The sequence below is a fragment of the Mesorhizobium sp. Root695 genome (assembly GCF_001428185.1).
GTDB lineage: Bacteria > Pseudomonadota > Alphaproteobacteria > Rhizobiales > Rhizobiaceae > Mesorhizobium.
Genome location: NZ_LMHO01000045.1, coordinates 173,657 through 194,678, shown reverse-complemented (window position 1 = coordinate 194,678; position 21,022 = coordinate 173,657). Strand labels below are relative to the sequence as shown.

20 protein-coding genes are annotated in these 21,022 nt (G+C 61.6%); 14 read left to right on the top strand and 6 right to left on the bottom strand.

Going from position 1 to position 21,022, the window contains the following annotated elements; genetic code table 11:
• Positions 1-4 precede the first annotated feature (4 nt).
• Entirely contained in the window at positions 5-472 is a 468-nt protein-coding gene (locus tag ASD99_RS30110) for a peroxiredoxin (RefSeq protein ID WP_056594560.1), read from the bottom strand.
• Between the two features lie 95 nt (positions 473-567).
• Here ASD99_RS30110 and ASD99_RS30105 point away from each other — a divergent pair, with 95 nt between their 5' ends.
• Together ASD99_RS30105 and ASD99_RS30100 are read left to right on the top strand one after the other, a co-directional pair.
• Positions 568-3,948, top strand: coding sequence for a DUF3971 domain-containing protein (locus tag ASD99_RS30105; RefSeq protein ID WP_057145847.1), 3,381 nt, complete (start codon positions 568-570; stop codon positions 3,946-3,948).
• Between the two features lie 98 nt (positions 3,949-4,046).
• Complete coding sequence (locus ASD99_RS30100) at positions 4,047-5,789, top strand: restriction endonuclease (RefSeq protein ID WP_057145846.1); 1,743 nt, start codon at positions 4,047-4,049, stop codon at positions 5,787-5,789.
• Between the two features lie 133 nt (positions 5,790-5,922).
• Here the strand turns inward: ASD99_RS30100 and tyrS are convergent, their stop codons facing one another.
• Positions 5,923-7,176 (bottom strand): tyrosine--tRNA ligase, encoded by a 1,254-nt coding sequence (gene tyrS, locus ASD99_RS30095; protein ID WP_057145845.1) that lies wholly within the window; start codon positions 7,174-7,176, stop codon positions 5,923-5,925.
• On the opposite strand from tyrS, the gene ASD99_RS33780 reads away from it, so the two are divergent.
• The 3 genes from ASD99_RS33780 to ASD99_RS30085 all read left to right on the top strand — a co-directional run bounded on the left by ASD99_RS33780 (position 7,163) and on the right by ASD99_RS30085 (position 9,969).
• Positions 7,163-7,468, top strand: a complete 306-nt coding sequence (locus ASD99_RS33780) for a hypothetical protein (protein ID WP_156389110.1) — start codon at positions 7,163-7,165, stop codon at positions 7,466-7,468. The two genes, tyrS and ASD99_RS33780, sit on opposite strands and share 14 nt — an antisense overlap.
• Positions 7,465-9,108 (top strand): ArnT family glycosyltransferase, encoded by a 1,644-nt coding sequence (locus ASD99_RS30090; RefSeq protein WP_057145844.1) that lies wholly within the window; start codon positions 7,465-7,467, stop codon positions 9,106-9,108. The genes ASD99_RS33780 and ASD99_RS30090 overlap by 4 nt, the downstream gene beginning before the upstream one ends.
• A 111-nt stretch (positions 9,109-9,219) precedes the next feature.
• Positions 9,220-9,969, top strand: a complete 750-nt coding sequence (locus ASD99_RS30085; protein ID WP_244497954.1) for a phosphatase PAP2 family protein — start codon at positions 9,220-9,222, stop codon at positions 9,967-9,969.
• A 20-nt stretch (positions 9,970-9,989) separates the two neighbouring features.
• Here ASD99_RS30085 and ASD99_RS30080 read toward each other — a convergent pair whose 3' ends face one another.
• Both ASD99_RS30080 and ASD99_RS30075 read right to left on the bottom strand, forming a co-directional pair.
• Positions 9,990-10,640: an FMN-binding negative transcriptional regulator gene (locus ASD99_RS30080; RefSeq protein ID WP_057145842.1), complete on the bottom strand. Its 651-nt coding sequence runs from the start codon at positions 10,638-10,640 to the stop codon at positions 9,990-9,992.
• A gap of 21 nt (positions 10,641-10,661) precedes the next feature.
• Positions 10,662-11,336 (bottom strand): alpha/beta hydrolase, encoded by a 675-nt coding sequence (locus ASD99_RS30075; RefSeq protein WP_013532163.1) that lies wholly within the window; start codon positions 11,334-11,336, stop codon positions 10,662-10,664.
• Between the two features lie 239 nt (positions 11,337-11,575).
• Here ASD99_RS30075 and ASD99_RS30070 point away from each other — a divergent pair, with 239 nt between their 5' ends.
• From ASD99_RS30070 to sufA, 8 genes are all read left to right on the top strand, one after another.
• A complete protein-coding gene (locus tag ASD99_RS30070; protein WP_057145841.1) occupies positions 11,576-12,739 on the top strand; it encodes a cysteine desulfurase family protein in 1,164 nt (387 codons plus the stop codon).
• A gap of 244 nt (positions 12,740-12,983) precedes the next feature.
• Positions 12,984-14,501 carry a Fe-S cluster assembly protein SufB gene (gene sufB / locus ASD99_RS30065; RefSeq protein ID WP_057145840.1) on the top strand — a complete coding sequence of 506 codons (1,518 nt, stop codon included), beginning with the start codon at positions 12,984-12,986 and terminating at the stop codon, positions 14,499-14,501.
• 6 nt (positions 14,502-14,507) lie between these two features.
• Complete coding sequence (locus ASD99_RS30060) at positions 14,508-14,795, top strand: hypothetical protein (protein WP_057145839.1); 288 nt, start codon at positions 14,508-14,510, stop codon at positions 14,793-14,795.
• Entirely contained in the window at positions 14,788-15,543 is a 756-nt protein-coding gene (gene sufC, locus ASD99_RS30055; RefSeq protein ID WP_057145838.1) for a Fe-S cluster assembly ATPase SufC, read from the top strand. The genes ASD99_RS30060 and sufC overlap by 8 nt, the downstream gene beginning before the upstream one ends.
• A 19-nt stretch (positions 15,544-15,562) precedes the next feature.
• The gene (sufD, locus tag ASD99_RS30050) at positions 15,563-16,831 is read left to right on the top strand and encodes a Fe-S cluster assembly protein SufD (RefSeq protein ID WP_057145888.1); all 1,269 of its coding nucleotides are present in this window, start codon (positions 15,563-15,565) and stop codon (positions 16,829-16,831) included.
• 115 nt (positions 16,832-16,946) lie between these two features.
• Positions 16,947-18,188 carry a cysteine desulfurase gene (locus ASD99_RS30045; RefSeq protein WP_057145837.1) on the top strand — a complete coding sequence of 414 codons (1,242 nt, stop codon included), beginning with the start codon at positions 16,947-16,949 and terminating at the stop codon, positions 18,186-18,188.
• Between the two features lie 21 nt (positions 18,189-18,209).
• Positions 18,210-18,602 (top strand): SUF system Fe-S cluster assembly protein, encoded by a 393-nt coding sequence (locus tag ASD99_RS30040; protein ID WP_056594294.1) that lies wholly within the window; start codon positions 18,210-18,212, stop codon positions 18,600-18,602.
• 109 nt (positions 18,603-18,711) lie between these two features.
• On the top strand, positions 18,712-19,092 hold the full coding sequence (sufA, locus tag ASD99_RS30035; protein ID WP_013532156.1) for a Fe-S cluster assembly scaffold SufA: 381 nt from the start codon (positions 18,712-18,714) through the stop codon (positions 19,090-19,092).
• A gap of 31 nt (positions 19,093-19,123) precedes the next feature.
• On the opposite strand, the gene ASD99_RS30030 is transcribed toward sufA, so the two are convergent.
• On the bottom strand, positions 19,124-19,621 hold the full coding sequence (locus tag ASD99_RS30030) for a GFA family protein (RefSeq protein WP_057145836.1): 498 nt from the start codon (positions 19,619-19,621) through the stop codon (positions 19,124-19,126).
• Between the two features lie 90 nt (positions 19,622-19,711).
• Here ASD99_RS30030 and ASD99_RS30025 point away from each other — a divergent pair, with 90 nt between their 5' ends.
• On the top strand, positions 19,712-20,035 hold the full coding sequence (locus ASD99_RS30025) for a TfoX/Sxy family protein (RefSeq protein WP_057145835.1): 324 nt from the start codon (positions 19,712-19,714) through the stop codon (positions 20,033-20,035).
• A gap of 56 nt (positions 20,036-20,091) precedes the next feature.
• On the opposite strand, the gene ASD99_RS30020 is transcribed toward ASD99_RS30025, so the two are convergent.
• Positions 20,092-21,009, bottom strand: a complete 918-nt coding sequence (locus ASD99_RS30020) for a pseudouridine-5'-phosphate glycosidase (protein WP_056594567.1) — start codon at positions 21,007-21,009, stop codon at positions 20,092-20,094.
• Positions 21,010-21,022 lie beyond the last annotated feature (13 nt).

The following is a 21,022-nucleotide window of genomic DNA, read 5'->3' as shown; positions in this document are numbered from 1 at the left end:
GACCTCAAAGCGCGCGAACGGCCGCCAGCACGTCCTCGGCATGGCCCTTGACCCGGACCTTGCGCCAAATCCCAGCGATCCGCCCGTCGCGGCCGATCAGGAACGTCGCGCGCTCGACACCCATGTATTTGCGGCCATACATCGATTTCTCGACCCATAGATGGTAGGCCTCGATCACCTTGCGCTCCTCGTCGGCCGCGAGGTCGATGGTGAGATTGTATTTCGACTTGAACTTGTCGTGCTTTTTGGCGTTGTCAGGTGAGAGGCCGATCACGACGGCGCCGGCCTTCTCGAACGCCGGCTTCAACTGCGAAAAACTTATTGCCTCTTGCGTGCAGCTCGTCGTGTCGTCCTGGGGGTAGAAATAGAGGACTGTGGGCTTGCCGAGGGATGAGGCAAGGCTGACTGATCCGCCGCCGTCCCGCGGCAGGTCGAATTGCGGCGCCAGATCGCCTACGTCGAGGTCAGCCATACCGATGCCCTTGTTTGTGGTTACGCGCCAAGCCACACCGATATAGTGTCGAGCGGGGATTCGTCCACGATCGAGTTCGTACAACGGAAAATTGCGTGGATCAGGAGCAACCGCAGCACGAGAAGATCCGGTTCAGGCGTGATGAGATCACCGACCTGGGGACCTTTCCGTCGGCGTGCCGCGTGCCGCCGCTCGGTCAGGCGTCGATCGGACGCGGCTTTCGCATGCTGGCAAGGGTATTCGCCGGTTTCGCCAGTCTCGTCTTGTTGGCGGCCGTCGTTGTCTATCTCATCGGTGCGTCCGGCGTCGGTTCCGAACGGCTTCGCACCGAGGCGGAAACGGCTCTCGAGAAACTGGCTGGTGTCGATGTCAATGTCGCGGTCGGGCCTGCCCGCATCACGCTCGACAGTTCGAGTTTCATAGCGCTTCAAGTCAGTGACGTCAGCCTGAAGACCGCTGACGGCAAGCCGATGGCCGATGCCGGCCGCGTGCGCTTTGGCGTGCGCCTGGTTCCGCTGCTGTGGGGAGATGTTCGGCTGACCAGCGCCAGGATCTCCGATGCCCGCATCGTCGTGGCTGCGATGCCGTCAGGCGGCGACTGGACTGCCGCCCTGCGCAATGCGGACGGCCTCATCGATCCGGAAAAACTGTCCGTTGCGGTGTTCGCAAACGTCAACCGTGCACTCGATGCCGTGCGCGAGGATTCGCTGCGCCAGATCGACCTTCGCGACGTCGAATTCGTGCTGCCCGACACCGGAACGATCAAGCTCCTCAAGGTCACCGACGCCACTGTCGTGCAGTCGGGAACCGGCGGCATGCGGTTTTCCTCCAAGGCGGATGTCGACGGCAGGACTGTTACCGTTGCCGCTTCCGCCACCCGCGATATCGCGGCGCACCGGGTCACGGCGCTGGATGCGAGCATCGATCTGGCGGATGCCGGTGACACGGGGGCCGCTGCCGGCAAGTTGGGCGCGGTCGCGCTGAAACTGACAGGATCGGAGGGGTTCGGCGTGAATGCATCGCGGTTGACGGCCGCTTTGTCATCCACGGGTTCCATCCTCGATCTCGGCACACGCGGGCTGCTGCCGGCAGATGTCGATGTCAATGCGACGCTGGTTGCCGGTAGCAACAAGGTCCAGGTCGACAGATTGCTACTGAAGACCGGCCGCTCGACATTCGATTTCGCCGGTTCGATCGGGCCGAAGCCGGCAACCGGAGCGGCGGGCGAGGAACCCTCCTATCGTTATGACCTGACCAGCGACGGTTCGTCGCTGGCGCCTTCGGAGTCGCCTGAGCCCGCGCTCACCTTCCTTGCCCGGATTGCCGGAGTCTACAACACCGTGAGCCACAGACTGGTCGCCGAGCAGATCGCGCTTCGGTCCGCTGCCTCCGGAGAGGTGCTTGGCACCGCCGCCGTGGCGTTCGTCGACGGCAAGGCCCCGGGGATCAATCTTGCGTTCAACATCCACAACATGCAGGTCTCCCACGTCAAGCAGCTGTGGCCGTGGTTTTCAGCGCGCAACGCCCGGCTGTGGGTGCTGGCCAATCTGTTCGGCGGCCGCGTCGTCGACGCCAACCTCCAGTTCCAGGTCGTGCCGGGCCGCCTCGGCAACGGCGTGCCGCTTTCCGCCGATGAGGTGTTCGGTCGCTTCCAGATCGAGGGATCGCGCTTCGACACCGCCGGCCGCATCCCGCCGATACGCGACGCGGTTGGTGTCGTCGGCTTCCACGGCAACGATGTCGATATTTCCCTGTCCTCGGGCACTGTCTATATGCCCAGCGGCCGCACCGTGGCGGCCAGCAACGGCACGCTGACGGTCGAGGCGGCCAATCGCCCGCCGGTCGTCGGCGCGCTCGACATCGACGTTGCTGGCGACGCATCCGCTGTTGCCGAACTCGCATCCTACGAGCCGATCAACGCCATGCGCCACGTCGGTATTCTGCCGGAAGACCTGTCGGGCAGCGTCACCGGCCACGTCAAGGCGGATATTCCGCTGCAGTCCGGCATCGACTCCTCGAAGCTCGATTGGCTGGTGTCGCTCGACTACAGCGGTATGTCGTTGGCCAAGCCTTTCGAGGGGCAGACCGTGACGGATGCCGACGGTTCGATCACGGTCGACCCTGTAAAGGCGGTGATCTCTGCCAAGGCGTCGCTGAACGGCATACCGGCCGAACTCGATCTGATCGAGCCGCTCGGCGACGACGGGCCGGCGCGCAGCCGCAAGGTGGCCCTGGTGCTCGACGACAAGATCCGCGCCGCCGCCATGCCCGGTTTGAAGGCGCTGCTTGGCGGAACGGTCAAGGTCGCGATCGACAAGAGCGGCAGCGGCGACCAGAACGTTTCGGCCGATCTGACCAATGCCAGGCTGGACATTCCCTGGGCGGGTTGGAGCAAGGGGGCAGGGGTTCCCGCCAATGTCACCTTCGTCATGACCAAGTCCGGCGACACCACGACGCTGTCCGACTTTAATCTCGACGGAAAGACCTTCTCCATCGACGGCAGCATCGTGCTGGTCAACAGCGCGCTGTCGTCGGCGCGGTTCAGCAAGGTCACCTTGAACAGGGGTGACGACGTTGCGGTGTCGGTGAAGCGATCCGGTAAGGGCTATGCGGTCGACATATCAGGCAACGCGCTGGATGCACGCTCGCTCATCAAGCAGTTTACCTCGGACGTCGACACCGCCACCAAAACCACCGGTTCCGATGCCATTTCCGTTAGCGCCGATGTCGAACAGTTGACCGGTTTCCACGACGAGCAATTGTCCAATCTGAAGCTCGACTACAGCGCGGCCGGTTCGCGGGTGAACGGGCTGAAGGTCAGCGCCACGGCAAGTTCGGGCGCTGCGATCAGCATCAGCAACACCACCGGCGCCGGCCGGCGCGCGCTGAACATGCAGTCCGCGGACGCCGGCGCCATCCTCAGGTTCCTCAACATCTACGAGCATATGGAAGGCGGAGCGATCACGCTGGCGCTGGCGGGGCCGAGCGACGGATCGCTGAAGGGCAAGGTCGACACCAGCAACTTTTTCGTGGTCAACGAACCGAAACTCGCCTCCATCGTCTCGACCACGCCGGCCGGCGACAACCGCAGCCTCAATCAGGCGGTCAAGGGCAAGCTGGACACGTCGCGGGTGAAGTTCGAACGCGGCTACGCCGAGATCGACAAGGGCAGCGGCTATCTGAAGCTGGCCAATGGCGTGCTGCGCGGCCCCCGCATCGGCACGACGTTCCAGGGCACGCTCTACGACCAGAACAACAATATGGACATGACCGGCACGTTCATGCCGGTCTATGGCCTCAATCGCATCTTCGGCGAATTGCCCATCGTCGGCGCGCTGCTCGGCAATGGCCGCGACCGGGGCCTGATCGGCGTCACCTACCGGCTCAAGGGCAATGCCAACAAGCCACTGCTGGACGTCAATCCGCTGTCGGTGATCGCGCCTGGAATATTCAGGTCGATCTTCGAGTACCGGTGAACTCGGTCAGCCAGCTTTTACGCATGTTGCATAGCTAGCGCTTGTGAGTCTTACTGAAAGTCGGCTAGATCGGGGTGTTTGGGAGGGACTTGGGACTCATGGTAAAAGAGGCCGACGTTACTTGGCGCTCAAAATATCAGAGCGCTATCGAAAGCGGCGAGCTCACCGCAAAATTTAGCGCAGACGGCTCGCGTATCTTGCGTTGGTACATCGACTTTCGGCACAAGTTGCTCCATGTGCACAAGGAGTTAAGTGCGCCAGAGCTGTTCATGCTTCAGCACAAAATAGACTCACTGATGGAGCAATGGGATGAAAGGGCGGACGAGCAGCATCGCAAGCTAAAAGTGTTTGCCAGCAAATATCAGGCCGAGCAATATACAGCTGAAGCAACGGTGCGGATTGAAGGGCTGCATCGGATTCTAAATCACACACTTGCGGTCAATGACCGCGTTAATTGGAACGCCCTCAAGGACCACAGCTCGTATGATGGCCCAATGACCTTCCAAAGGCCCATGCCTCAACGCAAGAAGCATGTCGAGCCCAAATTCACACCCCCAGACATCTCATTCTTCGACAAATTATTCGGTAGGGCAAAGCGTCGGATTGCAGATGCTCAAGCGAGATTTGAGCGAGAGAGGTCCGATTGGCATACTATCGAGCAGAGAGAAACCGGGAAGCTTAACCAGTCGATTGCCAATTGGACAGCCGAAAAGGCAGAGTTTGAAGCAACTGCGCAGCGGCAAAGACGTGAATTTCTAGAAACGCAGGCTGAGGCCAATCAACGTGTCGACGCTTTGGTCGCGAATGTCGCGAATGGCGATCCGCAAGCGGTGATAGAGCACGCGACGCTGGTTCTCGATGCCTCAGATTATAGCGAAATGTATGAAAAGTCTTATGAAATTGAATACGCCCCGGACGCAAAAACTTTGATGCTCGAATACCAATTGCCATCGCCTGATGATCTGCCGACCGTTAAATCCGTTCGCTTCGTTGCTGCGACCGGCGAACTCAAAGATACGCATATCTCAGAGAAAGAGCAGAAGGCAAACTATGACTCAGTCTGCTACCAGATTTGCCTTCGAACCATTCATGAACTGTTTGAAGCCGACGAGTCCGACAATCTGCAAAATGTGTTGTTCAACGGCATTTCGACCTTCGTCGATCGGACAACAGGTCGGGATACGACATCGTGTATCATGTCGATCTTGGTGAATCGCGAGGACTTCCTTAGAATTGACCTTAGCCGCGTCGATCCGAAGGCTTGCTTCAAAAACCTCAAGGGCGTGTCTGCTTCTTCACTTGCAGCACTGGCACCTATCCCTCCCGTGATGGTCCTGAACAAGGAAGACAGGCGTTTTATTGACCCCCGTATGGTTGTGGACACGCTTGATACCGCAATGAATTTGGCGTCCATGGATTGGGAGGATTTCGAACATCTCGTTCGCGAGCTCTTCGAAAAGGAATTTGCTTCACGCGGAGGCGAGGTAAAGGTCACGCAGTCGAGCAATGATGGAGGAGTTGACGCTGTAGCTTTCGACCCCGACCCCATTACTGGCGGGAAGATCGTGATCCAGGCCAAGCGATACACCCGAACAGTCGGCGTTGCAGCCGTCCGCGATCTATACGGAACTATGCAGCACGAAGGCGCGTCACGCGGTGTCCTCATTACAACTGCTGACTATGGCCCTGATGCGCACAAATTCGCAGCTGGGAAGCCAATCACACTTTTTACTGGGGCCAACCTCCTGCACCTTCTTCAGAGGCATGGGTATAATGCGAAGATCGATTTGCGCGAGGCCCGCAAGGAACTCAACTTGCGCGATTATAGCGCAAGGCAATAACCGTTGGTCTTTAGTGGACCGGCTATAGCCATGGTTCCGCAGGGCGGGGTGAGTGCATTAGCCTAACTCAATCCTGGCTGTTCCTGCGGCAAACGCCAGCGCCTCAACAGACCGAGCTGACGGAGGGCGGGCCTCACACCGGCCGCACCAGAATGTGTTTTTTCCTGCCCAGAGAAAGCTTTACGACGTTTTCCGGACTCAAATCCTTTGAAGTCACCAGCCGGCGCTCGTCGCTGACCGGCTCGTCGTTCAGGCGCACCGCACCGCCCTGCACATGCCGCCGCGCCTCGCCATTCGACGCCGCCAATCCGGCGGTGACGAGCAGCGACAGAACGCCGACGCCAGCTTCGAGCGCCGCCTTGTCAACCTCGACGGTCGGCAGCGATTCGGCAAGCGCGCCTTCCTCGAACGTCTTGCGCGCCGTATCGCTGGCTTGCTCCGCCGCTGCGCGGCCGTGCAGCAAGGCGGTGATCTCGGTGGCGAGGATCTTCTTGGCTTCGTTGATTTCGGACCCACCGAGCCGCTCGAGCCGCGTGACCTCGTCCAGCGGCAGCGTCGTGTAGAGTTTCAGGAAGCGGGCAACGTCCGCATCCTCGGTGTTGCGCCAGTACTGCCAGAACTCGTAGGGGCTCAGCATTTCCGCATCGAGCCAGACCGCGCCCGAGGCAGACTTGCCCATCTTGGCGCCCGACGAGGTGGTGAGCAGCGGCGTGGTCAGCGCATAGAGCTGCGCGTCCTCCATGCGGCGGCCGAGATCGATGCCGTTGATGATGTTGCCCCACTGGTCGGAGCCGCCCATCTGCAGGCGGCAGCCGAGACGCTTGTAAAGCTCGACGAAATCATAGGCCTGCAGGATCATGTAGTTGAATTCAAGGAACGACAGCGACTGTTCGCGATCGAGCCGGAGTTTTACGGAATCGAAGGCCAGCATGCGATTGACGGAAAAGTGACGGCCGACGTCGCGCAGGAAATTGACGTAGTTGATCTCCATCAGCCAGTCGGCGTTGTTGACCATGATGGCGTCGTTCGCACCGCTGCCGAATTTGAGATACGGCATGAAATTGCGGCGGATGCCGGCGAGGTTGTCGTCGATGTCCTGCGGGGTCAGCAGCTTGCGCGCCTCGTCCTTGAACGACGGGTCGCCGATCATCGAGGTGCCGCCGCCCATCAGCGCGATCGGCCGATGACCCGTCTGCTGCAGCCAGTGCAGCATCATGATCTGGATCAACGAGCCGGCGTGCAGGCTTTTGGCGGTCGCGTCGAAGCCGATATAGGCCGTCACCGTCTCCTTGGCGAAGAGATTGTCGAGGCCGGCATCATCCGAAGTCTGGTGGATGAAACCGCGCTCGCTCATCGTGCGCAGGAAATCGGATTTGAAGGCGGACATTGTTTCTTTCCCGAAAGCGCCCGGCCGCTGCGGCTCGGACGTGCATGAACGCGCGCGTTTAGCATCCAAGCGCGATCAGCAAAAGTGGTTTCCGGTTTTGCGTTCGATCGCGCGCCAGATAGAGATCCAGCGATCAGCAAAAGTGGTTTCCGGTTTTGCGGCCCGCGCGGATGGTATTGCGAATCCTTGCTTCGCCGTTTTGGCTGGCGTATTGAGGCGCCGCGCGGAGGCAGGGCCTGAAGCGCCGCGACGGGGCCATCCCGCAGACCAGATCCGGAAAGCTCCGCGATGAACAGGAACTATCTCATCCTTTTTCTGTTCAGCCTGCTGATGACGCTCAGTGGGCTGATGAGCCTTCCACCGATCGACCGCGACGAGTCGCGTTTTGTCCAGGCGACCAAGCAGATGGTCGAAACCTCCGACTATGTCGACATCCGTTTTCAGGATGCCTCGCGCTACAAGAAGCCGATCGGCATCTACTGGCTGCAATCGGCGGCCGTGGCGCTAAGCGGCGAGGGGGCGGCGGCGCCGATCTGGGTCTACCGCCTCGTCTCCATGCTTGGCATTGCCCTGGCCGTCGTCGGCATCGCCTGGACGGGCACGAAGCTCTTCGGGGCCAATGCAGGTCTCGCCGCCGGCCTTATGATGGCGGCGATCTTCGCGACCGCCTTCGAGGGCCGTGACGCCAAGACAGACGCCATGCTGCTGGCCTGCTGCGTGGCGGCGCAGGGCGCGCTCGCCCAGATCTATCTGGCAGCGCGCCGGAACGAACCGGTAGCCAGCCATCTGCCATGGATATTCTGGGCGGCTCAAGGCCTGGGGATCCTTATCAAGGGGCCTGTCGCTCCGCTGTTGTCGGTGCTCACGGTCGCCACGCTGTTTGCGTTCGAACGCGACTGGCGCTGGCTTTTGAAGCTGAAGCTCATGCGCGGCGTCGCCCTGGTGCTTCTTATCGTGCTGCCATGGGTAGCCCTCATCACCTGGAAGAGCGGCGGCGCCTTTCTGCAGGATGCCGTCGGCAAGGACATGGTGGCCAAGGTCGCGTCGGGAGAGGAATCGCACGGCCTGCCGCCTGGTTTCTACATGCTGACCTATTCGCTGTTCATGTGGCCCTTCGGCCTGATCGCTGTCGGCGCCGGGCTCCAGGCCCTCAACCGGTTGCACGACGATCCGCGGCTGCGTTTCTGCCTCGCCTGGTACATTCCGTTCTGGCTGGTGTTCGAACTGATCCCGACCAAGCTGCCGCATTATGTCCTGCCGGCCTATCCCGGCATGGCGCTGCTGATCGGCTGGCTGCTGACATTGCCGCCGCAGGAGGCGAATGCGCCGCTCAGGCGCTGGCAGGATTGGTTGTGGTGGTCGACCGCATTCGGTCTGGCCGTGGTCAGCCTCGGCCTGGCGTCGGTCTGCGTTGGAGCGCCGATCTACCTCACCGGCACCTTCTCCTGGTGGAGCGTACCGGCGGCCGCGGCGGCACTGGGGGCGGGCTACCTCGCTTTTTCCAGAGAGCTGCAAGTGCCGCTGCGCCGCATCGGCGCCATCGCGGTCTGCGCGGGCATCACCTATGGGCTGTTGTTCGGCGTCATCGCGCCGTCGCTGAAGCCGATCTGGCTGAGCCCGGCCATCGAGGCGGCGGTCCGCGCCAACTGGCCTTGCGACACCACGGTGCTCGCCTCGGCGGAATATCACGAGCCGAGCCTGGTGTTCCTGGTGGGCACCAAGACCTTGCTGACCGATGTCGATGGCGTCGCCAGACATCTGCTTGGCGATCCGGCCTGCGCGCTGGCGCTGGCACAAATCGGGGACGAGCAGAAACTGAATGGGCTGCTAGCGGCGCAAGGCAAGTCGGCGACCCGCGTTGCCGAAGTCGACGGCCTCAACTATTCGTCGGGAGACAAACTGTCGCTCGGCCTTTATCGTGTGTCCCCATGACGGCTCGTCGATGACAGGGTCGAATTTCAAATGCTGGTGAAATCGCGCCCTTCCGTTTCCGCTATGCTCCTTGGAGTGGGGCGCCGATCGGTCGACAATTTTCGCGATACGATGCGGATCGCAAGAAAGCGCTTTGCCGCTCGCCCCGTCAGATACCCGAACATTTTGTGGTCGGTCTGGGTGCTGGTGTGGGTTTTGCTGACGGCGGCAGCATTTGTTCGCCTCGACACCCCGGCTGGAATGCTTCGCGACCAATGGTCGCCGGGATTCGTCCATCTGGCCGATTTTTTCACGCAGTTCGGCTTGGGTGGCTGGTATCTCATTCCGTCAGTGCTTCTGCTCGTTGCCGCGAACCTGACGGACTGGCGAAGCCTTTCAAGGCGTTCGCTGATGCTCGCCTACAACTGGACCTGCCTGGCTTTTTTGGTGCTGGGCGCCGCCGGCCTGTCGGGCCTCGCCGTCAATGTGCTAAAATACGCGATTGGCCGGGCTCGTCCGATGTATTTCAATGAATTCGGGGTGTTGTCGCTGCATCCGTTCGCTTTTGATGCGCGCTTCGCCGGCTTCCCGTCGGGCCACGCCACGACCATGGGCGCCGTGTTCGGGGTCGCCCTGCTGTTGTTTCCAAGGCGCTGGTACATCGCCCTGGCGGTCACCGCATGCATCGCCTCGACGCGGGTCTTCGTGGGCGCGCACTATCCCAGCGACACCGTCGCCGGCTTCGGCCTCGGCTGCGCATTCGCGCTTGCCTGCGGGCTGGTCTTTGCCCGGCTCGGCTTCATCTTTCGGCCGATGCCGTCGGGATTGCCGGTCCGCAAGAGGACGTTTCGGCTGATTGGACCGACAAGGAAGACTCTCTGATCGCTCGGCGTTGCCGCAGCTTAGTTGCCGTCCAGCCCGCCATAGGATCTGACCAGGCCAGCCATGCCGGGCGACGAATGGTCCTCGCTTTCGAGCCCCTGCGCAACGCCGGCGCGATCGGCCACGGGCCGGTTCTGGCTGACCTTCCACTTGCCGTGGATTTCGCTGATCTCGATTTCCAGCCCGATAATGCCCTTGATCTGCGACTGGATGAAGGGCGCCGGCGCATCGGTCACCGCCCAGGGTGCCTCGCGAGCGCCTTCCTGGGATATGGTCAGATCGGCGATCTGCTGCGCCAGCCAGTCCTGGTCATCCATCACCTTGACGGTGCCGCGAACCTGCACGATGGCATAATTCCAGGTCGGCACCACCTTGCCGGTCTCGCGTTTGGTCTCGTACCAGGACGGCGTCACATAGGCGTCGCTGCCCTGGAAGACGATCAGCACGGGCGAAGCCGGATTGTCGGCCAGCAGGCGCCATTGCGGATTGGCCCGCGCCAGATGGGCGCGCAGTCGGCCGTTCGGCGGCACGTCGGCGTCGAGCAGGAACGGGATGGCGTTGGCGATCGGCCCCTCGGGCCCGTTGGAAATCAACAGGCCCAGCGGATGCGCCCGTATCAACCCGTGCAGAATCTCCGGCCGCGTTTCCTTGAAATGAGGAGGCTCGTACATCGCCGCCGCTTCGTCCTTTGCCTATCTCAACCGCTTCGGGCGCGGATCCGACAATTCGCCGGCCAGCCGGCGGTCGAGATAATCAGCGCATTCCTCGAGCAGCAGGTCGGCGTCGTTGGAGAAGAAATGGTTGGCGCCAGGCAAGGTCTTCTGCGTGATGGTGATGCCCTTTTGCGTGTGCAGCTTGTCGACCAGGCCTTGCACATCCTTTGGCGGCGCCACCTTGTCGGCATCGCCGTGGATGATCAGACCCGACGACGGGCAGGGAGCCAGGAACGAGAAATCATAGGTGTTGGGCTGCGGCGCGATCGAGATGAAGCCTTCGATCTCCGGCCGGCGCATCAGAAGCTGCATGCCGATCCAGGACCCGAAGGAGTAACCGGCGACCCAGCAGCTCTTGGAATCCGGATGCAGCGACTGCACCCAATCCAGCGCTGCCGCGGCATCCGACAGCTCGCCGGTGCCGTGATCGAACTCGCCCTGGCTGCGGCCGATGCCGCGAAAATTGAAGCGAAGCGTGGTGAAATCCCGCTTCTGGAACATGTAGAAGAGGTCGTAGACGATCTTGTTGTTCATCGTGCCGCCGAACTGGGGGTGCGGGTGCAGGACGATGGCAATCGGCGCGCTCTTTTCCTTGGAAGGCTGGTAGCGACCCTCCAGGCGGCCGGCAGGACCGGTGAAAATGACCTCAGGCATGAAATACTCCACTTGGGTATACGAATGCGCGGCGCCCGGAACGTGTCTTCCTCTGGCCTTGACGCAGGGCGAGCGTCTTCTTAGAAGCTAGTTTAGAATTGTTCAAAACTGAGTGGCAAGACATCGAGCCCGGCCACCCGCGCCGCAAGCCGCGTAAATAGGACGGCTCGCCTTGGAATTTCAAGGAAATAACGCGATACGTCAGCGGAATGGCTTCTAACGGGACCAACTGGACGAAAATGGCCGCAATACGCGCCTATCTCGACTACAATGCCAGTGCGCCGCTGCTTGCCGCGGCCCGCGAGGCTGTGGTCGCGGCCCTTGATGTCGCCGCCAACCCGTCATCGGTCCACGCCGAAGGGCGCGCTGCTCGGCGCCTGATCGAAACCGCCAGGCGTGACGTCGCGGCACTGGTCAACGCCAAATCAGAGCATGTCGTGTTCACCTCCGGCGCGACGGAAGCCGCCTCGACGCTGCTGACATCAGACTGGCAGATGGGGCGCGGCAGCGTGCGCACGAGCCGGCTTTACGTGTCCGAGGCCGACCACCCCTGCCTGTTGAACGGCGGCCGTTTCCCGGCAGCACAGGTGACGCGGATCGGCGTCGACGCCAACGGCATCGCCGATCTCGACGCCTTGGCGGTGGCGCTCGGCCATCATGACAAGGCCGATGGCCTGCCGCTGGTCGCCATCCATGCCGCCAACAACGAGACCGGCGTCATCCAGCCGATCGATCGCATCGCCGGGATCGTCAAAGCGGCGGGCGGCATCCTCGTCGTCGACGCGGTCCAGGCCGCAGGGCGCGTTTCGATCGACATTTCAGCGGGCTATGCCGATTATCTGATTCTGTCCTCGCACAAGATCGGCGGTCCCAAGGGCGTCGGCGCCATCGTCGCCGCTTCCGATCTGATGATGCCGAGGCCGCTGATCAATGGCGGTGGCCAGGAAAAGGGCCATCGCGGCGGCACGGAAAATCTCGCCGCCATCGCTGGTTTTGGCGTCGCGGCACGCGAGGCACTGACCGGATTGCCGGACATCGAAGCGGTGCAGCAGCGCCGCGACGAGATCGAGGCCATCGTGAAATTGCTGGTGCCTGACGCTGAAATCTTTGGAACCGGTGCGCCAAGGCTTGCCAATACGACATTCTTCGCTATTGCGGGCGTCAAAGCCGAAACCGCGCAGATCGCATTCGATCTGGCCGGTGTGGCGCTGTCGGCCGGCTCCGCCTGTTCGTCGGGCAAGGTCGGGCCAAGCCATGTGCTGAAAGCCATGGGATACGGTGACAGTCTCGGCGCCTTGCGCGTGTCGATCGGACCGGCGACCGTCGCGCAAGACATCGAGTTGTTTCGCGTTGCGCTGACGGGAATCGCCTCCCGTCGGGCGAGCAGAGAACAAGCCGCGTAAGCGGTTGGGAGCATCGGACCGAAAAGTGCGTAGCGGTTTTCGGAAAATCCGATGCTTCAGGAAAATGTATTTGGGCCTTTCGGCCTGGTAGAGCCGTGCGTTTCATGCTGGCCGGGTGAATTTCCGGTCGGAACGCACTATATGGAACTTACGCTGCCGCGAGCGCTTCTTCGGCGTTCGTTTTTGGTGGTGCCATAGTTTGAAAACTGTCGGGCCTTGACCCCGGCGTGGATGGAGAACGCATATGCCTGCTGTGCAGGACACGATCGATCGGGTCCGAAAGATCGACGTCGACCAATACAAATACGGATTCCAGACCGAAATCGCTGTTGATAAGGCCCCCAAAGGTCTGAGCGAAGACATCATCCGTTTCATTTCGGCCAAGAAGGACGAACCGTCCTGGATGCTGGAATGGCGTCTGGAAGCGTATCGCCGCTGGCTGACGCTGGACGAGCCGACCTGGGCGCGCGTCCACTACCCGAAGATCGATTTCCAGGACATTTACTTCTACGCGGCGCCCAAGAGCACGCCCGGCCCGACGTCGCTTAGCGACGTCGATCCCGAATTGCTGAAGGTCTACGAAAAGCTTGGCATCCCGCTGAGGGAGCAGGAAATCCTCGCCGGCGTCCAGAAGACCGACGCTTCGGAGCTCGAGGACGTCAGCGACAATGTCTACAAGTCGGGCCGCGTCGCAGTCGACGCCGTGTTCGATTCCGTATCGGTCGTCACCACCTTCAAGAAGGAGCTGGCGCAGGCCGGCGTCATCTTCTGCTCGATCTCGGAAGCCATCCGTGAGCATCCGGAGCTGGTGAAGAAATATCTCGGCTCGGTCGTGCCGACCTCCGACAATTTCTACGCGACGCTGAACTCGGCCGTGTTCACCGACGGTTCCTTCGTCTTCGTGCCCAAGGGCGTGCGCTGCCCGATGGAGCTGTCGACCTATTTCCGCATGAACGAGAAGAACACCGGCCAGTTCGAGCGTACGCTGATCATCGCCGAGGAGGGGGCCTACGTCTCCTATCTCGAAGGCTGCACGGCGCCGCAGCGCGACGAGAACCAGTTGCATGCCGCGGTCGTCGAACTGGTGGCGCTCGACGATGCCGAGATCAAATATTCGACGGTGCAGAACTGGTACCCCGGCGACGCCGAGGGCAAGGGCGGCATCTACAATTTCGTCACCAAGCGTGGCGACTGCCGTGGCGACCGTTCGAAGATCTCGTGGACGCAGGTCGAGACCGGCTCGGCGATCACCTGGAAATATCCGAGCTGCATCCTGCGCGGTGACGATTCCCAAGGCGAGTTCTATTCGATCGCCGTGTCGAATGGCTATCAGCAGGTCGACAGCGGCACCAAGATGATCCATCTCGGCAAGAACACGTCGAGCCGCATCATCTCCAAGGGCATCGCCGCCGGCTTCTCGCAGAATACCTATCGCGGCCAGGTTTCCGCGCACCGCAAGGCGACCAACGCCCGCAACTTCACCAACTGCGACAGTCTGCTGATCGGCGACCAGTGCGGCGCGCATACGGTGCCCTACATGGAAGCCAAGAACTCGACGGCGCAGTTCGAGCACGAAGCGACGACCTCGAAGATTTCCGAGGACCAGAAATTCTACGTCATGCAGCGCGGCATCCCTGAAGAGGAAGCGATCGCGCTGATCGTCAACGGCTTCGTCAAGGACGTCATCCAGCAACTGCCGATGGAGTTCGCCGTGGAGGCACAGAAGCTGATCGGCATCTCGCTGGAAGGCTCGGTGGGCTAAGTGACCATGGCGACGCAGCTTCCGAGAGAGGACATCTGGTTTGCCGTCCGCTGGCGGCGGCTGCGGGCTGTCCGCCGCGAGGGCAAGATCGCCATGACCAAATTTGCCGCCGCGACAATTATTTCGGCATTTGCCGGCTTCCTGCTCATTGCCTTCGTCAATGTGTTCCTCGGCATCGCCGTCTTCTCGGCCAGTTTTGGCCTGTCCCTATCGTGGTTCATGGCCCTGCAGCGCCGGCACACCGACTACTCCATCACTTACGACGATTATTTCAGAGAAAAGAACAATGCTTGAAATCAGAAACCTGCACGCCCGCATCGTCGATGACGGCACCGAAATCATCCGCGGCTTGAACCTGACGGTGAAAGCCGGCGAGGTCGCCGCGATCATGGGGCCTAACGGCTCGGGCAAATCGACGCTGTCCTACATCCTCGCCGGCCGCGAGGACTATGAGGTGACCGAGGGCGACATCCTCTACAACGGCCAGTCGATCCTCGAAATGGATCCGGCCGAGCGCGCAACGTCAGGCATCTTCCTTGCCTTCCAGTATCCGATGGAGATACCGGGCGTGGCGACCATGGAATTCCTGAAGGTGGCGATGAACGAGCAGCGCAAGGCGCGTGGCGAAGAGCCGCTGAAGATCCCGGAATTCCTCAAGCGGGTGAAGGAAGCAGCCGCCTCGCTCAGGATGGACATGGCGATGCTGAAGCGGCCGCTCAATGTCGGCTTCTCCGGCGGCGAGAAGAAGCGCGCCGAGATCCTGCAGATGAAGCTGCTTGAGCCCAAACTCTGCGTGCTCGACGAAACCGATTCCGGCCTCGACATCGATGCGCTGAAGATCGTCTCGGACGGCGTCAACGCGCTACGCGCGCCGGACCGGTCGTTCCTGGTCATCACCCACTACCAGCGCCTGCTCGAACACATCGTGCCCGACACCGTGCACGTGCTCTACAAGGGCCAGGTCATCAAGTCGGGCGACAAGTCGCTGGCGCTTGACCTGGAAGCCAATGGCTATGCCGGCGTGATCGGCGAAGCCGCGTGAGATGCCAGAGGCGACACTGATGAATATGCACACACAACCGCAGCGGACACCGGCCGAGACAGCGTTGATCGACGCGTTCGGCGACCGTCTGTCGCTGCTGCCGGGCGACGGCGCGGTGATGCTGAAGCGCGACGACGCAATCGAAACGATCAAGCATGGCCTGCCGACGCGGCGCGTCGAATCCTGGCATTACACCGACCTGCGCCGGTTGCTGAATACGGTGCCGGACTTCGACCCGGTCGCCGCAGCCAAGGCCATTGCTCCGATCGTGGAAGGCTCGGCCGTCTTTGCCGTGCTGAATGGAGAATCTGGCACGAAGCTGCCGGGAGTTGAGGGCGTCACCGTGCAGCGGCTGTCGGAAAAGCTGACCGACGGTAGCATCGCACCGGGGCTCGATTCCTACGGCAGCGACGACGCCATCGGCGCGCTGAACACGGCTTTCGTTGCCGACGGTTATTTCGTCGATATCGCCGATGGCGCGGAACTCGAAAAGCCGATCGAACTGCAGAACCTGCAGGCCGGCGGCCAGACCCATGTGCGCTTGGCCGTTCGTGTCGGCGCTGGCGCCAAGGCCGTTATCGTCGAGCGCCAGACGGGTGATGGGCCTGCTCTGGTCAGCTCGGTCAGCCAGCTCGTGCTGGGCGAGGGCGCCGAGGTGACGTGGCTGATCGTCCAGGAACAGCCGGAGACGGCAACGCATCTGGCTCAGTTCAAGGCGCATCTCGGCAAGAATTCGAAGCTGACGGTGTTCTTCATGAATGCCGGCGGCAAGCTTGTGCGCCAGGAAATCGTGGTCAGGACGACAGGCGAAGGCGCCGATTTCAAACTGCGCGGCATCAACCTTCTGGCCGGCGACACCCATACCGATGTGACCATGGTGCTCGACCATGCCGTGCCGCACACGACCTCGACGGAGGTCATCCGCAACGTGGTGACGGGCAAGGCGCGCGGCGTCTTCCAGGGCCGCATCAACGTCCATCAATATGCGCAGAAGACCAACGCCAAGATGGCCTGCAACACGCTGCTGCTGTCGGATGACGGCGAGTTCTCGACCAAGCCGGAGCTTGAGATCTTCGCCGACGACGTCGTCTGCGGCCATGGCGCGACGGTCACCGAAATCGACCACGACCATCTGTTCTACCTGATGGCGCGCGGCGTCGACGAGAAGACCGCGCGGGGCCTACTCGTGAAGGCCTTCGTTGCCGAGGTGATCGAGGAACTGGACGACGAGTCGATCGTCGAGGCGCTGGAAGCGCGGCTCGACGACTGGTTCGTGACACACGGGTGAGGAGGGGTCGGCGTAGCAGGCAAAAAGCCAACGATTTGGCTTTTTGAGCGACGAACGCCCGGAACCATAGCGAAGGGCCGGATGACGGTGAAGCCCGGGTATTGAAAGACAGACGATGGACCAGAAACTCGAAAACATCCCGTACGACGTCGAAGCGATCCGCCGCGATTTCCCGATCCTGTCGCGGGAAGTCTACGGAAAACCGCTTGTCTATCTCGACAATGGCGCCTCGGCACAGAAACCGCAGGTGGTGCTGGATACGATCCAGCACGCCTATTCCCAGGAATACGCCAACGTCCATCGCGGCCTGCATTTCCTCTCCAATGCCGCGACCGATGCCTATGAAAAGGCGCGTGAGACGGTGCGCCGTTTTCTCAATGCGCCAAGCACCGACAACATCGTCTTCACGTCGAACACGACCTCGGCCATCAACACGGTCGCCTATGGCTATGGCATGCCCAACATCGGCGAGGGCGACGAGATCGTGCTGTCGATCATGGAGCACCACTCCAACATCGTGCCGTGGCATTTCATCCGCGAGCGGCAGGGCGCCAATCTGGTCTGGGTGCCGGTCGACGATCTCGGTGTCTTCCACATCGAGGAATTCGAGAAGCGGCTGACCAGCAAGACAAAGCTCGTTGCCATCACACAGATGTCGAACGCGCTTGGCACGGTGACGCCGATCAAGGAAATCGTGCGCATCGCGCATGCGAAAAACATTCCGGTGCTGGTCGACGGCAGCCAGAGCGCCGTGCATATGCCGATCGACGTGCAGGATCTCGACTGCGACTTCTTCGTCTTCACCGGCCACAAGGTCTACGGCCCCTCGGGCATCGGGGTGCTCTACGGCAAGAAGGACATTCTGTCGGGCATGCGCCCCTTCATGGGCGGTGGCGAGATGATCGAGGAGGTGACGGAAGACATCGTCACCTACAACGAGCCGCCGCACCGCTTCGAGGCCGGTACGCCGCCGATCGTGCAGGCGATCGGGCTCGGTGCTGCGCTCGACTATATGGAATCGGTCGGCCGCGAGCGCATCGCCGCGCATGAAGAAGACCTCAAGACATACGCGCATGAGCGGCTGCGCGCCATCAATTCGCTGCGCATCTTCGGCGATGCGCCCGGCAAAGGCGCCATCATCTCGTTCGAGCTGCAAGGAATTCATGCGCACGACGTGTCGATGGTGATAGACAGGCAAGGCGTTGCAGTGCGTGCGGGCACCCATTGCGCCCAGCCGCTGTTGAAACGCTTCGGCGTAACCTCCACATGCAGGGCGTCGTTCGGCATGTATAATACCAGGGCCGAAGTCGATGCTTTGGCCGAGGCGCTTGAAAAAGCGCGCAAGTTCTTCGGGTGAAGATTTTTTTGGGTGACGACCATGGATGATGCAAGCATCGCTGCCGAGACCACTCAGGAAACCGCGCCCAATGCGCTGGTTTCGGGATCGGCCATTCCAGCTGATGAACTGGCACGACTGACCGACGACATCGTCTCGGCCCTGAAGACCGTCTACGATCCGGAAATCCCGGCCGATATCTACGAGCTTGGCCTCATCTACAAGATCGACATCGAGGACAATCGCTCGGTTAAGATCGACATGACGCTGACCGCCCCCGGCTGCCCGGTCGCCGGCGAAATGCCCGGCTGGGTGGAAAATGCCGTCGGCGCCGTCGAAGGCGTTTCCGGCGTCGAAGTGAACATGACCTTCGACCCGCCCTGGTCGCCCGACCGCATGTCGGAAGAGGCGCAGGTCGCGGTGGGCTGGTACTAGCGTTGGGCCCGACAGGGTTGGCACACTTGCGCCAGTCATAAAACTTCACCATTTTAGGTGAGGAATCATTCGGCAGGCCTTGAACCTGCATGGAATGGAAGGAAAAAGAATGGGACGCTTCGCCGTCATCACGATGACCGAAAAGGCCGCTGACCGGGTGCGCGAGATCGTCGCCACCCGCGACAACGCGCATGGCATTCGGCTTGGCATCAAGAAGGGCGGCTGCGCCGGCATGGAATATACGGTCGACCTGGTGACCGAGCCCAACACCAAGGACGACCACATCGAGCGCGACGGCGCCCATGTCTATGTGGCGCCAGAGGCAGCCCTTTTCCTGTTCGGCACCGAGATGGATTTCGAGCAGACGACGCTGCGCACCGGCTTCACTTTCCACAACCCGAACCAGAGTTCGGCCTGTGGATGCGGCGAATCCGTCGAACTGAAGCCGGCCGATCTCAAGGCGCTGGCGGAAGCACGCGCCTCGGCCTGATCTTCCTTCGCCCGTCGACGGGCGAAGAAGGCTACTCCACCCACATGCCCGTCCGCTTGTGCCAGTCGGCGATCGATTCCTCGGGATAGATGTCGAACGCCTTGTCTCTTTTGCCGATATCGGGTTCGACCCAGTTCGCCTTGTATTTCAGCATCAGGTGCACCTTGCTTGGCGGAATGGGCAGGTCGCTGTCGATCGCCGACGCGAAAGGATGCACGAGCTCCGGCCAGGTCGGGTCGTAGAGCCAAAGGGCTGATCCACATTTCTTGCAGAAATTGCGCTCCCCGGTCGAGATCTCGCACTGCGGATGTTCGTCATCCTCGATCTTGGCCCGGTAGACGCCAAGGCTCCTTTTGCCTCTGATGTTCAACGTCTCACTGTCGGCGCCGAGATTGATGGCAAAACCGCCGCCGCCCTGTTGTTTGCGGCAGATCGAGCAATAGCACAGCATGAATGGCGCCGGCGTGTGGCTCTCCACCTCGAAACGCACGGCATTGCAGCGGCAGGACCCTTTGAGCAAAAGCGGCATGACAAAAACTCCGATGGATGGCTCTCAACCTGTCAGCATGATTTTGGTTGCGGCGATGACAAGGCCAAATGCCGGTGACATGATCGCGGCATGGACAATGAACGCATCGCCGAACTGTTCAAAGGCCTTGGCCTAGTCAGCATCCGCAAGCTGTTCGGCGGCAAGGGCATCTATTTCGACGGTGTCATCGTCGCCATCGTGCTGCGCGGTGAATTGATGCTGAAGGCCGACGAGCAAAGCGCGCCCGACTTCGAAGCCGCCGGTTGCCGGCAGTGGACCTATACCGGCTCGCGTCACGGCAAGCTGGTCTCCATGCCCTACTGGAGCATTCCCGACAGCGCTTTCGATGACCCCGACGAGATGACTGTCTGGGCGCGCCGGGCCTATGAGGCGGGGCGGCGCGCGGGGAAGTGACGGGCAATTCGGAACGGTCGAGGGACAGCACCCCCGCCGACCTTGGCGGCAGCACCCTACAGCGCCTTCGCGATCCTCGCCGCCAGCCGCGCATTGTTTTCGACCAGCGCGATGTTGGTCTTAAGGCTCCTGCCACCGGACAGTTCGAGGATTTTCGACAGCAGGAAGGGCGTCACCGCCTTGCCGGTCACGTTGAGCGCCTCGGCGGCCTTCTGCGCGGCTTCGATATAGGAGGCCATCTCTTCAGCGGGAATTTCGTGGTTCTCAGGCACCGGATTGGCGATCAGCATGCCGCCGGCGAGCCCCAGCGCTGCCCTCGTCTGGTAGAAATGCGCGATCTCTTCCGGTCCGTGCAAGGTCAGCGGCGCGCGGAACGGCGAATGCCGCGACCAGAAGGCCGGCATCGTCTCGCAGCCATGGCCGATCACCGGCACGCCGCGCGTCTCCAGCACCTCCAGCGTCTTTTCGATGTCGAGGATAGCCTTGGCGCCGGCCGACACGACGATGACCGGCGTGCGCGCCAACTCGTCGAGATCGGCGGAAATATCAAAGCTCTTTTCCGCACCCTTGTGCACGCCTCCAATGCCGCCGGTGGCGAACACTTTTATGCCGACCATATGCGCCGCGATCATCGTGGCGGCGACCGTGGTGCCGCCGGTGCGCCCTTGCGCTACCGCAAAACCGAGGTCGGCGCGCGACAGCTTCATGGCGTCGCCCGTCATCGCCAGCGATTCGCGCTCGCCGTCCGAAAGTCCGATCTTGATGCGGCCGCCGACGACGGCGATCGTCGCCGGCACGGCGCCGCCATCGGTGATGATCTTTTCGACATCGGCCGCCATGGCGCCATTGTCGGGGTAGGGCATGCCATGGGTGATGATGGTGCTTTCCAGCGCCACCACCGGCCGCCCAGTGGCCAGGGCTTGCGCCACCGGCGCGTGGATGTCGATGAAGGGGCGGGCGGTCTCTGGGGTCATCTCGATCTCCAAT